This is a genomic window from Burkholderia cepacia (genome assembly GCF_001718835.1).
Lineage (GTDB): Bacteria > Pseudomonadota > Gammaproteobacteria > Burkholderiales > Burkholderiaceae > Burkholderia > Burkholderia cepacia_F.
On the sequence record NZ_CP013444.1, the window covers coordinates 1,111,404 to 1,125,305 of the forward strand.

12 protein-coding genes and 1 pseudogene are annotated in these 13,902 nt (G+C 58.5%); 10 read left to right on the plus strand and 3 right to left on the minus strand.

The features are described from left to right. Positions 1-7: 7 nt before the first annotated feature. Together WT26_RS25285 and WT26_RS25290 are read left to right on the plus strand one after the other, a co-directional pair. The gene (locus tag WT26_RS25285; RefSeq protein WP_069271841.1) at positions 8-1,810 is read left to right on the plus strand and encodes a feruloyl-CoA synthase; all 1,803 of its coding nucleotides are present in this window, start codon (positions 8-10) and stop codon (positions 1,808-1,810) included. 168 nt (positions 1,811-1,978) lie between these two features. Further along, positions 1,979-2,254, plus strand: a pseudogene (locus tag WT26_RS25290) (transposase); the annotation flags it as partial. 221 nt (positions 2,255-2,475) lie between these two features. On the opposite strand, the gene WT26_RS25295 reads toward WT26_RS25290, so the two are convergent. After that, positions 2,476-3,525, minus strand: coding sequence for an IS110 family transposase (locus WT26_RS25295; protein ID WP_069271077.1), 1,050 nt, complete (start codon positions 3,523-3,525; stop codon positions 2,476-2,478). Here WT26_RS25295 and WT26_RS25300 point away from each other — a divergent pair. After that, complete coding sequence (locus WT26_RS25300; protein ID WP_257785714.1) at positions 3,524-4,453, plus strand: IS3 family transposase; 930 nt, start codon at positions 3,524-3,526, stop codon at positions 4,451-4,453. The two genes, WT26_RS25295 and WT26_RS25300, sit on opposite strands and share 2 nt — an antisense overlap. Positions 4,454-4,697: 244 nt before the next feature. Here WT26_RS25300 and WT26_RS25305 read toward each other — a convergent pair whose 3' ends face one another. Both WT26_RS25305 and WT26_RS25310 read right to left on the minus strand, forming a co-directional pair. Beyond that, positions 4,698-5,726, minus strand: coding sequence for an XdhC family protein (locus WT26_RS25305; protein ID WP_069271078.1), 1,029 nt, complete (start codon positions 5,724-5,726; stop codon positions 4,698-4,700). Positions 5,727-5,817: 91 nt separating this feature from the next. Next, complete coding sequence (locus WT26_RS25310; protein WP_069271079.1) at positions 5,818-6,579, minus strand: ABC transporter substrate-binding protein; 762 nt, start codon at positions 6,577-6,579, stop codon at positions 5,818-5,820. A gap of 119 nt (positions 6,580-6,698) precedes the next feature. Here WT26_RS25310 and WT26_RS25315 point away from each other — a divergent pair, with 119 nt between their 5' ends. The 7 genes from WT26_RS25315 to WT26_RS25345 are packed head-to-tail and all read left to right on the plus strand — an operon-like array spanning position 6,699 to position 13,830. Beyond that, on the plus strand, positions 6,699-7,646 hold the full coding sequence (locus WT26_RS25315; protein ID WP_230461727.1) for an alpha/beta fold hydrolase: 948 nt from the start codon (positions 6,699-6,701) through the stop codon (positions 7,644-7,646). Then, the gene (locus tag WT26_RS25320) at positions 7,646-8,512 is read left to right on the plus strand and encodes an FAD binding domain-containing protein (RefSeq protein ID WP_069271081.1); all 867 of its coding nucleotides are present in this window, start codon (positions 7,646-7,648) and stop codon (positions 8,510-8,512) included. The genes WT26_RS25315 and WT26_RS25320 overlap by 1 nt, the downstream gene beginning before the upstream one ends. Then, positions 8,509-10,818 carry a xanthine dehydrogenase family protein molybdopterin-binding subunit gene (locus WT26_RS25325; RefSeq protein WP_069271082.1) on the plus strand — a complete coding sequence of 770 codons (2,310 nt, stop codon included), beginning with the start codon at positions 8,509-8,511 and terminating at the stop codon, positions 10,816-10,818. The genes WT26_RS25320 and WT26_RS25325 overlap by 4 nt, the downstream gene beginning before the upstream one ends. A 2-nt stretch (positions 10,819-10,820) precedes the next feature. Continuing rightward, a complete protein-coding gene (locus WT26_RS25330) occupies positions 10,821-11,309 on the plus strand; it encodes a (2Fe-2S)-binding protein (RefSeq protein ID WP_069271083.1) in 489 nt (162 codons plus the stop codon). Between the two features lie 34 nt (positions 11,310-11,343). Further along, the gene (locus WT26_RS25335; protein ID WP_080485731.1) at positions 11,344-12,072 is read left to right on the plus strand and encodes a CoxG family protein; all 729 of its coding nucleotides are present in this window, start codon (positions 11,344-11,346) and stop codon (positions 12,070-12,072) included. 10 nt (positions 12,073-12,082) lie between these two features. After that, entirely contained in the window at positions 12,083-12,463 is a 381-nt protein-coding gene (locus WT26_RS25340) for a RidA family protein (RefSeq protein ID WP_069271084.1), read from the plus strand. A 17-nt stretch (positions 12,464-12,480) separates the two neighbouring features. Further along, the gene (locus tag WT26_RS25345; RefSeq protein ID WP_080485732.1) at positions 12,481-13,830 is read left to right on the plus strand and encodes an MFS transporter; all 1,350 of its coding nucleotides are present in this window, start codon (positions 12,481-12,483) and stop codon (positions 13,828-13,830) included. Positions 13,831-13,902: the final 72 nt, after the last annotated feature.

Genomic DNA, 13,902 nt, shown 5'->3' on the forward strand with positions numbered 1-13,902 from the left:
GACAACGATGAGCACTGAGGAATTCATCGATGCCGATTCACTGGCGCCGCCGCGCACAGTCAAGGTCGATCGTGGAGACGGAACCTTCACTTTGAGGTCTCCAGAACCACTCAAGCCGTATGCGCGTTGCATTGGCGAATGGGTGGAACGTTGGGCTGTGGAAACGCCAGACGCTATAGCCTTTGCAGAGCGTGATCCTGATGGGCAATGGCGGCGTGTTAGTTACGAAGAGCTACGGAGGCTCGTTGGCGCCATCGGGCAGAGTTTGATTGACCTCGATCTGCCTGCGGAGCAGTCGATTGTTGTGCTTTCGGATAACGCGATTGATCATGCACTTCTCATGCTTGCGACCATGCATGTCGGGCGTACGATCTGCAGTGTTTCCAGTGCGTATTGCCGGGTCGCGAAGGATTTTGGAAGAATTCACGGCATTCTCCAGTCACTTTCGCCGGCGCTGGTGTATGCGTCCGATGCCTCAGTCTACGGGACGCCTCTGGCAAGCTCCGGGTTGCGGCCGGTGACAGTGTTTAGCCAGGGCGCCGACAAATACCCAGGTGCACTCGCGTTCGACCATCTGACCCGCACTGTAGAGCGTTCAGCCGTCATGGAGGCTTTCCATGGGATTGAGCCAGACGATTCGGCTAAGTATCTGCTGACATCGGGTTCAAGTGGCCAGCCCAAGCTGGTGATCAACACTCACCGGATGCTGTGTGCTAATCAGCAGATGATCGCGCAGGTTTGGCGCTTTCTTGAGTTCGAAAGGCCGATCACCGTAGATTGGCTGCCGTGGAGCCACACGTTCGGCGGTAATCACAACATGAACATGATTCTGCGCAACGGTGGCACGATGGTCATTGACGAAGGCCGACCGTTGCCAGGGCAAGTCGAAAAGTCCGTGCGGAATCTGTGCGAAATTCAGCCGACGTTGTACTTCAATGTGCCCCGCGGTTTTGACATGATCTTGCCTTTGCTCGAGCAGGACGAGTCGTTGGCGAGAGACTTTTTCAAGCGTATCCGAATGGTGTTCTACGCGGGCGCTACGCTACCTCAGTCGACGTGGGAGCGGCTGGATGCGCTGGCTCGTCGAGTGCGTGGGCGGCCGATTTGGTTTACCACCGCTTGGGGCTCCACCGAAACTGCCCCGGTCGCAACGAATCCGCACTGGTGGCTTGAGCGTGCCGGTGTTGTCGGTTTGCCGTTACCAGGCGTTGAGTTGAAGTTTGTGCCAAACGGCCGCAAGTTGGAAATGCGTGTTCGGGGTGTCTCCGTCTTCCCAGGCTATCGCAATGCGCCAGAAAAAACGGCCCAAGCTTTTGATGACGAGGGGTTCTACTGTATTGGCGATGCTGGCTTCCTTGTCGACGAGAACCACCCGGAAAAGGGCATTGTCTTCAATGGCCGCGTTGCTGAAGACTTCAAGCTAACGTCCGGCACATGGGTGTCGGTCGGGACGCTGAGGGTGAAGATTGTCTCGGCGCTTGCCCCGCTTGCCCAGGATGTTGTGATCACGGGACACGATCGTGTCGAACTCGGTGTATTGATTTTCCCAAGCCCTCAACTTAAAGCTTTGCCAGTGGAGCAGGTGGCATCCAAGGTCGGCGCTGCGCTCCATGCGCTGCGCAGCGAGGGCGGCGGGTCGTCGCAGTGCCCCTCTCGGGCGCTCGTGCTGACTGAACCGCCGAGTATCGAGGCAGGGGAGATCACGGATAAGGGATACATCAACCAGCGCGCTGTGATTGACAGGCGGGCGGCAGATGTCGAAACACTGTACACCACGCCTTGTGATCCGCGCGTAATCACTCTCTCCTGATCGTCATATAGGTTTGCCAGTCCGATCGATGGAAGTCCACTCCATTCCTAAATAATCCAGTTCCCGGAGACCCTCGGTCAATTCAGGATCAGTGTGGACGTGACCTGCCCTGGAATTTTCGGACCAGTTGAAACTTGAGAGAATGGCTTCCAACGGAGAAAGGAAGTCATGAAGAAGAGCCGGTTTACCGAAGAACAGATGGTCACCATCCTGCGCGAGGCCGACAAGGCGCCTGTGGCTGAGGTCGCGAAGAAGCACGGGATCAGCGAGCAGACGATCTACAACTGGCGCCAGCATTTCGGCGGGCTGGAAGCTACCGACGTGAAGCGGCTCAAGCAACTCGAGCAAGAGAATGCGCGGCTGAAGAAGATGCTTGCCGAGCGCGATCTCGAGTTGGACGTGATGAAAGAGATCAACGCAAAAAATGTATGGTTCGCCCCGGCTTTGCAAGCGGGCGTTCTCCGACGAGACAGTTTGCGTAAATGTATCCGGCCTCTCGCGAGTCAGCCGCTTTTGGCGGCAAGGCCATGATGGGATATGCGCGCTCGGTTCCCAATAAGTGGACTGACCTCGAAGGCCGTTTTTTTGTCCCGGGCTTACCGAACGCCGGTGCGCTGTTTCGTCATCAATTGCACGTCTGCAAACCTTGACGGGTGATCGGCAGCCTACTGTGCTTGCGGCTGCCGAAGATAAAACGTTCCTCGTCGCGTGAGAATGGTCCACGCGATACGCGCGAGCTTGTTGGCCAGTGCGACGATGACCTTGTTGCGGTGTATGCCCTTCGCCTCCATCTCCGAGATCCAGAGCCCGAGATGATCCTTGGTCCGATCGAGGTGCAGCACGCACGCTCGGGCACCGTGAATCAACAGCTTGCGCAGATATGGATTGCCTCGCTTGGTGATCCCGAGCAAGTGCTGCTTGCCTCCGGTGGAGAATTCACCGGGAACAAGGCCTAGCCAGGCAGCGAAATGGCGGCCGGATTTGAATTGCGTACCGGTACCTGCGAAGGCAGTAATCGCGGTTGCGGTCAGATGCGCGATACCCGGTATCGAGATCAATCGTGTGGTGACATCGTCGGCCCCTGCGATTGCTTCGATCTGGTGGCGTAATTGCAAAAGACGTGCCTCAATGGAGCGGTATTCCTGCCACTGCTCCTGCAACAGATCGCGCATCGCAGGCGTTAGACCGTTGCCGTCGTCGGCGAGGATGCCTGGCATATCGCGAACAAAGTATGCGGGGCCGGCTCCGATAGTCAGGCCGTACTCAAGCAAAAATGCACGAGCCTGATTGACGATGGCGGTCTTGCTGGAAACCAGTCTTTGCCGAACTCGATGTAGTGCCTGCAGATCGAGTTGTGCTTCTGTCTTCGGCTGCGTGAAGCGCATTGTGGGACGGGAAATCGCCTCGGCAATAGCCTCCGCGTCGACGATATCGGTCTTGTTCGACTTAACAAACGGTTTGACGAACTGTGCGGGCACGATACGGACCTGATGTCCCTGGCCAATCGCTTTACGAGCGAGCCAGTTGCTACCAGGGCACGCCTCCATCCCGATGATGGTTGGTGATGCACGCGCCAGGAACTCGAGCAGTCGCTCACGCGTAAATCGGTTCCGGAACACCGGTTTGCCGTTGGCATCGAGTCCGACGACGTGGAACACGGACTTCCCGATATCGATGCCCATGCGGGCGATCGCAGTAGAGCATTGTTGGCTCATGGCACACCTCCGAGGACGGAAACAGGCGTCGGCCCAGATTACGCGATTACGGGAGGGGCGGACCATCCTATTAGTGGTGAGCACGCCCGCCCGACGCCAGCAGGTCACCTACGCGAAAGCCCGGGGCCTGTCGGAGCGGCGTGCGTGCGCGCTGATGTCTGTCGCCCGATCGGCGCTGCATTACGAATCGACACTAGCCGCGCGGGACGCGCCGGTGCTGGCAGCGATGAACATCCTGTCGGCGCAATATCCGAGTTATGGCTACCGCCGCATCCAGATCTTTCTGGAGCGGCAGGGTCACCCGATGAGCGCCGACCGGGCTTGGCGGCTGTGGCGTCTTGCCGGGTTGCAGGTGCCGCGCAAGCGACCCCGTCGGCGCGTGTCGATCCATCGCCCTCGGCCGCAGCCGGCGACGGCGGCACGACACGTCTGGGCGTACGACTTCGTATTCGACGCGTGCGCCAACGGCCAACAGTTGAAGTGTCTGACGGTGATCGACGAGTACACGGGTGAATGCCTGGCAATCGACGTGGCCGGATCGATTTGTTCCGGACGTGTCATCGAAGTCCTGTCCCAATTGGTCAGCCTTCATGGTGCGCCTCGTTACTTGCGTTCGGACAACGGCCCAGAGTTCGTATCGAGGGCCATCCTGAGGTGGGCTGCACAGAACGGCATGGACATGGCACTCAGCGACCCCGGCAAGCCTTGGCAGAACGGCGCGGACGAGAGCTTCAACGGTAAGCTCCGAGATGAATGCCTGAGCCTGGAATGGTTTCGAACCCGTATGGAAGCGAAAGTTGTGATCGAGCAGTGGCGACGTCACTACAATGCCATCCAACCACATTCGAGTCTGGCCTATCTGACGCCCAACGAGTCCAAGCAGCGGCATTGTTCAACTGAAGCAACCGAGGCCGTTCTCCAAGATTGAAATGGCACGAAGAAATCAGGCAGGTCAGACGCTCCCGCGGTCTCTGTTCACGTGAATGACGAGACAATTCCCTTGAGCTTGATTGATGTTCTTCGAGCTATTGGGCGCCGCCGCCTGCTCGCTCGGCGCGGCGTTCGGCGTAGGCTACATGCCGCGCCGCGTGCGCAGCAGATCGTCTTAGCTTCAGTGGATGGTGACAGTTGAGGTCTGGCCACCGCAAGACGACAGCTGCAGATTGGTCAATCTACGGTTGCGGCTGACAGATTGTGGAGTTGGCGGTGTCTTCCATCATGGACGTTTGTGTTGCTCCAACAGGGAACGTCTGTGTTACAGCTATGCCGTTTTTGATCGCCGTGATTTCGGCAAGAATCGCGATTGCAATCTCCGCGGGCGTACGCGCGCCTAGATGAAGACCCACTGGGCCGTGCAAACGTGCAATTTCTTCAGCAGACAGGTCAAACAGCGAAAGACGTTCACGTCGCTTTGAATTGTTGAGACGTGACCCGATGGCTCCGATGTAGAACGCGGACGACTTGAGTGCCTCCAGCAGTGCCATGTCATCGAGCTTGGGGTCGTGCGTCAATGTGACCACAGCGCTGTGCGGATCGAGACCCAACCGCAGCAGAAGGTCATCCGGCATTTCGCGTGACAGTTCGGTGTCTTTTACGCTCCATTCGTCCGCATACACTTCGCGTGGATCGCAGACGATAACGTGATAGTCCAGCGCCAGCGCCATCTCTGCAACATAGCGCGACAGCTGTCCAGCACCGATGATGATCAGGCGATGCCGCGGGCCATACGAGGTGATCAGGCGCTTGTCATCAAAATAGACAGCGGGAACGTATTGTCCTGGCCTCAGGCAGGTCTTACCCGTAGTCATGTCGAGTTCACGCGTGACCAGGTGAAACTGGGAGACTTCAGCGAGCAAGTCTTCAATGTGCGAGTGCTTCCGAACAGGCTCCAGTACGAGTTGCAGTGTTCCACCACACGGCAGGCCGAATCGGTGTGCGTCGTCGGCACTCACGCCGTAGGTCGTCAACTCGGGCGATTGACGTGGCCAATCGCCAGCCCGAACCCGCTCCACGAGGTCGTCCTCAATGCATCCTCCAGATACCGAACCAACCAAATATCCATCTTCACGAATGGCCAGCATGGAACCAACGGGGCGTGGTGCCGAACCCCAGGTACGGATGACGGTGACGAGTGTTACGCCGTAACCCGATTCGATCCACTGTGTCGCGGCCTTTAGGACTTCCAGGTCGACGCTGTCCACTGAGGGTGCCTCCTTCGGTGGGATTGTGGGCCAGAGGTTGATGGGCTCGGCTCGTAGTCAAGCCCTGCTTAGCTGCGGATCGGAGATGAACTTACGCCCCACCGCGCTGCTTTTCGTACTCCGCGGGTGCAGCAAGTGCCGGGTCCATGCCGTGGTGGGCAAGCCTCGCGGCGACAAAACCGCTGGCCTTCATTTCCTCGACAAACGTGCGGAGCACCAGCGCTGCTTCGCCACCAAAGTGCTTGGGCAATCCAACCGCTTGGTGAATCTCCATGAAGCGGCTTGGTAACAGCCGTAAGCCAGGAGCGCGCCGCGCATCAGCTTCCAGTTGCTGCTTGACGCCTGCCGCGACATCCAGATTCCGGCTAACGAACGTGTCTACGACTGCGGGAGATGTCGGGGCCCGAACAATCTGTGCGTGCTTTAGTTCTCGGGTTAGGAACAAGTCGTAAGCGCTTCCCTTACCAACAACGACTCGTTGCGCCTCGCGGTCCACCTCATCATTTTGGGTGATCGAAGAGGTGTCTCGTACTAGATAGAAGCCTTCAATGACGATGTACGGCGCCGTGAATGCGATGTCCTTGGCTCGGACAGGATCGATCGCGAAGAAACCGATATCAGCGATGCCGTTTGCGACAGCATCGACCGATTTCCCTGCGGATTCGACCACCACCATTTCGAGAGAGGAATTAAGGCGGTGCGCGAACGCGTGTGCCAGGTCCACCGAGATGCCAGCAGGTGTTCCCGTTGCCGGATCGCGTCGCGCGAGGATTGGATTACCGAGATTGATGGCGGCACGCAGCTTGCCAGCTGATGTAAACAGGTCTGCAATGGAATGGTCAATGTGCGCCATACGAATCACCTTATCGTCTCGAAGAGATCATGTGTCGTCCCGATCAGGCACAGCAAACGAAATTTTTTTGCCCTCACTATGACAGTCCCTCATAGCCTGTCCTAGACATGCGGTTCGGCATGAGCGCAGTTCATGCGCGCTCTTCAAATTTGTCGTTTGCGGATGTTTCTTTCGAGATTCACGATGCCACTACACGCTGCAATCTTGAATATCGGAAACAAATGAACATGAAAACATCGTCAGAGAGCATCGTTGTCCGTGATGGGGTACGGATCGCTGCCAGTGTGTCTCGTGCGCCGGCGGATCTGCCTCGAATAGTGCTATTGCACTCCCTAGCCATGGACCGAGCCTTTTGGGCGCCAATGTTTGAGCGATTGGCAGCCGAAGCATCGGTGCTGGCCATTGATGCGAGAGGTCACGGAGCGTCGGATAAGCCGGTCGGGCCTTATACGGCTGAGCAAATGGCTGGGGATCTTAAGGATGTGATCGACTGGCTCGATTGGCCTGACGTCGTCGTTGCCGGTGCTTCGATGGGTGGATGCGTGGCACTCCAGTTTGCGGGTACGCATAGCGATCGGACGAGCGCGTTAGGGTTGATTGACACCACGGCGTGGTATGGCCCCGAAGCAAAAAAGAACTGGAGCGCGCGTGCCGAGCGCGCGGGTACCGAAGGATTGGCCGCGATGGTCGATTTCCAAACGACGCGCTGGTTCAGCGACGCGTTTCGAGCCGCACGACCGGAAGTCGTCGAAGCCTGCGTGCAGACATTCCTGCGCAACGATGTGCAAGCGTTCGCCGCGACATGCGAAATGCTCGGGAGGTTCGATGGCCGTGCCCTGATGGAAAACCTGCGGATGCCGACGGCAGTCATCGTTGGGGAGGAGGACTATGCGGCTCCGCTTCCGATGGCACAAGCACTTCATGATGGTATCGACAGGTCAACGTTGACGGTCATTCCAGCAGCGCGTCATCTCACGCCCTTGGAGACTCCCGATGTCATTGCGTCGGAGCTGCGCGAACTGCTCATCGCAGGCGCCGGTATTCGCGAAGGAAGGAGGGGTGCGTAATGGTCCCGTTTGAGTTTTTAGTTCCCTACTCAATCGAAGAAGCATTGAGTTTGCTGGATGCGGAAGACCCTGGCATTCGCCCTGTTGGCGGTGGAACGGCGGTCATGCTGATGATGAAAGCTGGTGTGCTAAGGCCAACGCGGCTCGTGAGTCTTCATGCTGTCGAGCGCCGCTACACTGAGCTCCACGTCAATGCAAGCGGAGCATTGGTAATCGGCGGTCTCACGCGCCTTTCAACCATCGAGAACGATGCCGACGTCAAGCGTGGGTGGCCCATGCTCGCGCGGACGATGCGAACGCTCTCGAATGTACGGGTTCGCAGTGTGGCCACCATCGGGGGAGGGCTTGCACATGCCGACCCCCATATGGATTTGCCTCCCGTGTTGTCGGCCCTTGGGGCAATCGTATCCATTTCGGGGCCCCACGGTACGCGGAGTGTTCCAGTGGCGGATCTTTGCACGGGGTACTACGAAACAGTTGTTGCGCGCGATGAACTCATTACGGCGGTCACGGTGCCGGCGCAGCCCAGTCATACCGCTTACATGAAAGTTACAACGCGAGCGTCGCATGACTGGCCGGCGCTCGGCCTCGCGCTCGCCATGGATGTCCGCGACAACATAATCAGCAAGGCGAGTGTATTCATTGGTGCAGCGACGGACCGGCCGACACGATTGACGGCGGCACAGGCTGTGCTCGACGGGGCGACAATTGAAGACGCTACGCTGCTGCGGGCCGGTGAAGCCGGAGTACAGGAAGTCGATCTGATTGGCGATCAACATGGCTCCGCCGCCTACAAGCGCCAACTGTTGAAGGTCATGCTGGGGCGCGCCGTACGTCTCGCTGTTCAGTCAAGGAGCGCTTCATGACGAAATTTCCTCCCGAAACGGCCGATAGCGCGATCCACCAGGTTGGGCGTCGCATGGAACGACTGGAGTCCAGGACCAAGGTCACTGGGCGGGCAGACTATACGCACAATGTCGTGCTGCCTCGCATGCTGCATGCAAAGATCCTGCGGAGCACAGTCGCTCACGGGCGCATTGTCTCGATCAACGCGCAAGCCGCAAAGGCAACGGAAGGGGTGCATTCGGTCGTCACGGGCGCAGACGTTTTGCGCGTGATTCCCGAACCGTACTTTGGCCCGGCGTTTCACGATCAGCCGATCCTGGCGATCGACAAGGTGCGCTATGTGGGTGAGCCAGTTGCAGTGGTGCTCGCCGTAGACCCGCACGTGGCAGAAGCGGCGACGCATCTGATCGATGTGGAGTACGCTCCGTTGCCAGCTGTATTCAATGAGGTTGAAGCTGCAAGCTCGACTGCTGTGGTTCACGACGAACTGAAGCCCGCGGGCACGTTTCCCGATCTCAAGCATCTGGCGGGACGCAGGATGACCAATGTCGCGCTGGACTTCCGTGTTCGGCGGGGTAATGTGGACAAAGCCTTCGCGGAGGCGGAACACGTCTTTGATGACACATTCACGACGCAACAGGTGATGCACGTCCCGTTGGAGCCCATGATCTCCATCGCGGAGCCAGGTGACGGAACCATGATTTTGCACACCGCGTCGCAAAGCCCTTCATTCGTGCGTATTGAGATTGCCCGACTGCTGGGGTGGCGAGAGAACCAAGTGCAAGTGAAAACGCGCCATTTGGGTGGTGGGTTTGGCGCCAAGCTTTACATCAAGCTGGAGGCACTGGCTGTGGCGCTCGCGCTGTTGGCTCGGCGTCCCGTGAAAGTGGCGCTGACCATGGAAGAGCAGTTCTTCACCATTACCAAGCATGCCACCACGTTCCGTATTCAAAGTGCGGTGGACAAGAACGGGATCATCACCGGCCGTCGATGTGAAGTCTGGTGGAACGGCGGCGCATATGCGGACATTGGCCCGCGTGTGACGCAAAAGTCGGGATTTACAGCCTCAGGGCCGTACGACATCGAGAACGTTCAGATTGATTCGTATCAAGTCTATACGAACCTCCCTCCTGCAGGGGCATTCCGCGGTTTCGGCATCACTCAGGTCGTGTGGGGTTACGAATGCCAGGCAGACATCATCGCTCGCGCGTTGAAGATCGACCCGATTGAATTTCGGCGACGTAACTTGTTGAAGAATGGACGTCCGCATGCGACGGGAACCGTGATGCAGGACGCAGCACTCGAGTTGGTGCTGGACCGGGTGGCTGCGCGAATGCAGTGGACCGCGCCTTTCGACAAGGGGAATGGCTCACTGCGTCGCGGGCGAGGGATTGGGATCGGCTTTAAAGCGGTGGTTGCGCCCACCACGTCGTTGGCAACGATCGGCTTGCAAGGTGACGGCAGTTGCATTCTGCAGGTCGGCACGGTCGACATGGGCCAAGGGTCCGACACGGCGATGGCTCTGATTGCGGGCGAAGTCCTTGGTATGCCGGCCGAGCGCATTCACGTTACGCGGCCGGATACAGATACCACGCCTTATGACATGGCGACGCTGGGTTCGCGATCGACGTTTCATATGGGACACGCCGTGCGTCTTGCGGCGGAACATGTGGTGGCACAACTGAAACAGCTTGCCGAGGAGCTTGGTGAACCCTGGCGGGGCGTTTCGTCTGCCGGAGACCTGCTGCGCAAAAAGTACGGTATGCAGGCTGGAAACATCATCGGGATCGGTAGCTTTATCCCTCGCTACCAGTCGCCGGACCACGACAGCGGACAGTCACGTGACATTACGCCGAACTGGATGATCGGCGCCTCAGGGGTAGAGGTAGAAGTCGATACCGAGACAGGGCATTTTCGGTTGATTCGTTTCGAGAACGTTGTGGACTGCGGTACGCCGATCAATCCGAAGATCGTTGAGACCCAAATCTCAGGTGCCGCGATAATGCAGCTCGGAATGGCACTCCAGGAACAGATGGAGTTCGACGACGAAGGTCAGCTACGCAACGCATCCTTTTCCGAATACAAGATCCCCGGCATTCACGATATTCCGGAAACCATTGGGTGCGAGATTGCTGAAGCCACGCAATCGAATGGTCCGTATGGTGCAAAGGGCGTTGGTGAGAGCGCGACATTCGGTGTGGCCTCTGCCATTGCAGCCGCAATCGAAGATGCAGTTGGCGTTCGCCTGAAATCGTTGCCACTCAAGCCGGAAGCCGTATTCCGCGCGATGGCGAAGGTTTGCGGCGAAGCGATCGGCCAGGAGTAAACATGAGCCACACCAGTACACAGATTCAGTTCGTTCTTAACGGTGAGCGTGTCACCGCTGACATTGAAGGCTACGAGACGATTTTGGAGGTACTGCGAAACCGTTTCGATTTGTATGGCGCGCGCGAAAGCTGCGGCCAGGGGTTGTGCGGCTGTTGCACTGTCCGGGTCAACGGCAACGCCATTACAGGATGCATTTACCCTGCCATCCACGCGGATGGCGCAGAGGTGTCTACCATCGAGAGTCTTGAAAAGGATGGTGAGCTTGACCCGGTACAGCAAGCTTTCATCGAATGCGGTGCATTTCAATGCGGGTTTTGCACGTCCGGGTTCATTCTGATGAGCAAGCAGTTGCTGGAGCAGAACTCCGATCCGACGGATGCTGAAATCCGCAACTATCTCTCTGGAAACCTTTGCCGCTGCGGCGCGTATCCAGAAATCATCGCGGCAGTGAAGCTCGCAGCTGAACGTATTCGTGGTGGTGCGCGCTGAAGCGCATCTTCGAAATTTGAGGTCGGAGAAGAACATGGAAATAACTGGGGAGCGGACTCTTGCGCTTTCACGTGAGCGTGTGTGGGCAGCCTTGAATGATCCAGCAATCTTGAAGCGCTGTTTGCCGGGTTGCGAGTTGTTTGAGAGTGAAGGAGAGAATCGCTACAAGGTCGGTATGACTGCCACGGTTGGCCCCATCAAGGCTCGCTTTCACGGAAAGCTCGCGCTGTCTGCCATTCAGCCGCCGGTCAGCTACGCACTCGCCTTTGAAGGGTCCGGCGGGGCGGCTGGATTTGGGAAAGGTTCCGCGCAGGTTTCACTGGAAGCCGACGGCGCCGACAGTACGAAGCTCGTTTATGGCGTGAACGCGCAAGTGGGTGGACGGCTAGCGCAAGTTGGTGCGCGTTTGGTGGACGGTGTCGCCAAGAAAATGTCGGAAGAATTCTTTGGCCGCTTTGCGAGGGCGATTGAGCCGGGTGAGACGGCGAGTGGTGACACGGAGCAGGTGGGCGCCACTGCCGCAAGGCCCTCCGCGACGACAGCGTCAACGGCGTTGGGCGAGGAGAGCTTGGCTAGTGCGAGCGCGGTGCCGGTGAGTTTCACAGGTGCCGCAGGCAGCCCAGCAGTACATGTGACGCTGCACGATGCCCGGCGCACAAGTACGCTTGCGACGATGCTGGCCACGCTGAGCGCGGCCGTTTCCACGATCGCCGCAGCTGTCGCGGTGCTTGCCGCATTCGCTTCTGTGTATGGCGCACGTTAATGGGTGACGCGTGAGAACCGTATCAATTGAAGGGGCGCCGACGCCGGTTGGCCACTATTCCCACGCCGTGGAGGCGAACGGCTTCCTCTTTCTCTCAGGTGTGTTGCCGACATCTCCGCTTCCGGGTGAGCAGGACGATTTCGAGCGGCAAGTCAGGGCAACCCTTGCGCAGTGCGAGCGTGTTTTGCAGGCCGCTGGATATCGTCTGGCGGATGTCGTGCAGTGCACGGCTTACATCGTCGACGTGGCCCATTGGCCGCAATTCAACGCGGTCTATGCCGAGGTTCTGGGCAACCATCGCCCCGCCCGTACGGTTGTGCCTGTGGCGGAGCTCCATCACGGGTGGCTCACGGAGATTCAATTGGTCGCTCACCGTGGCCACGACGCGTAGCAAGCATAGGGTTTGACATGACGACGAACATGGGCGTTGACGCGTCACGAACGCGCGAGCTTCCCTGGTACAAGACGCTCTCGCGCAGGCAATGGAGCATTCTCGCCGCCTCGAACTTTGGTTGGATGTTCGATGGCTTCGAGAACTATGCACTCATCCTGACGGCTGGCGTAGCATTGCACCAGTTGGTCGAGCCCTCCGCGCAAGGCTCCTTGCCGGTCTACATCGGCGCGCTTATCGCCATCAATCTACTAGGTTGGGGTGTTGGCGGCATGTTGGGCGGGATCCTTGCGGATTACATCGGACGCAAGTGCATGATGATCGCCTCCATTCTGGCGTACTCGGTGACGACGGGCCTGTCCGGGTTTGCATGGAGTTTTGAGTCGTTGGCTGTGCTGCGCTTCCTGGTCGGCGTGGCCGTCGGCTCGGAATGGGCCACAGGCAGTTCCATGATGGCGGAACTTTGGCCGGACCATGCGCGAGGAAAAGGCGCCGGGCTCATGCAGTGCGGACTCGGCTTGGGGTTCTTCTTTGCCTCCCTGGCGTGGCTGCTCATCGCACCGTTGGGTGAGCATGCTTGGCGTTACATGTACTTGTTGGGTGTGTTGCCTGCGCTCCTCACGCTATGGATTCGCCGCGCCATTCCAGAGTCGGCGCTTTGGGAAGCGGTGAAGGCGAAGCGCGTAGCTGCACAAAAAAAGCAGCAGAGCGGAGTCGCGCTCTCCTCGGAGGATGCGCATCTGGTCAAATTCACGCTGTCCGATTTATTTGTCGACCGGGCAGTCCGTGGGCGGACAGTTGCCGTGTTCCTCATGTCCTTGGCTACGACGGTAGGTTTCTGGAGTATTTCGACCTGGGTGCCGCCATTCATCGCTGCCACGGCTGGCGCCAATGGCTTGGTGGCGGCCAAGTGGGCGAGCTACGCCGGAATGGCGTTTACGGTCGGATCAATCACCGGCTATGTCGCATTGGGCTTCCTGTCCGATGCCTACGGCCGCAAACCAGTCACGATCGCGTTCTACGTCCTGGCCTTGCTGACGACGCCTGTATTGTTTTTCACGACCACCGATGTGTACGTATTGCTGGGTTTTGCGTTTGTCAGCGGTATCTTTGCCAATGGCCAGTACACGTGGATGCCGGTGTGGCTGCCGGAACTCTATCCGACACGGATGCGCTCGACGGCGCTTGCTTTCGCGTTCAATGCGCCACGCTTTTTGGCATTTCTTGGCCCGTTGCTCGCCGGTACGATGATCCACGCGTTCGGCGGATATGGTCAAGCCGCTCTGGCGCTGGCGTGCGTCTACCTGGTTGGTATCTTTGCCGCACCGGCCTTACCCGAAACGAATGGCAAGCCGTTACCACGGTAGCCATTCGGGGACGAGGCAGTGTCGGTCTCAAGCAGTGGTACGCAGCCTTCGCAGAGCCGCCCGGCAAGTTGC

Bases quoted from the DNA above. Each gene is read 5' to 3' on its own strand.
- WT26_RS25285 (WP_069271841.1), top strand. From the start codon at position 8: ATGAGCACTGAGGAATTCATCGATGCCGATTCACTGGCGCCGCCGCGC.
- WT26_RS25300 (WP_257785714.1), top strand. From the start codon at position 3,524: ATGGCACACCTCCGAGGACGGAAACAGGCGTCGGCCCAGATTACGCGA.
- WT26_RS25295 (WP_069271077.1), bottom strand. From the start codon at position 3,525: ATGAGCCAACAATGCTCTACTGCGATCGCCCGCATGGGCATCGATATC.
- WT26_RS25310 (WP_069271079.1), bottom strand. From the start codon at position 6,579: ATGGCGCACATTGACCATTCCATTGCAGACCTGTTTACATCAGCTGGC.
- WT26_RS25315 (WP_230461727.1), top strand. From the start codon at position 6,699: ATGAGCGCAGTTCATGCGCGCTCTTCAAATTTGTCGTTTGCGGATGTT.
- WT26_RS25320 (WP_069271081.1), top strand. From the start codon at position 7,646: ATGGTCCCGTTTGAGTTTTTAGTTCCCTACTCAATCGAAGAAGCATTG.
- WT26_RS25325 (WP_069271082.1), top strand. From the start codon at position 8,509: ATGACGAAATTTCCTCCCGAAACGGCCGATAGCGCGATCCACCAGGTT.
- WT26_RS25330 (WP_069271083.1), top strand. From the start codon at position 10,821: ATGAGCCACACCAGTACACAGATTCAGTTCGTTCTTAACGGTGAGCGT.
- WT26_RS25335 (WP_080485731.1), top strand. From the start codon at position 11,344: ATGGAAATAACTGGGGAGCGGACTCTTGCGCTTTCACGTGAGCGTGTG.
- WT26_RS25345 (WP_080485732.1), top strand. From the start codon at position 12,481: ATGACGACGAACATGGGCGTTGACGCGTCACGAACGCGCGAGCTTCCC.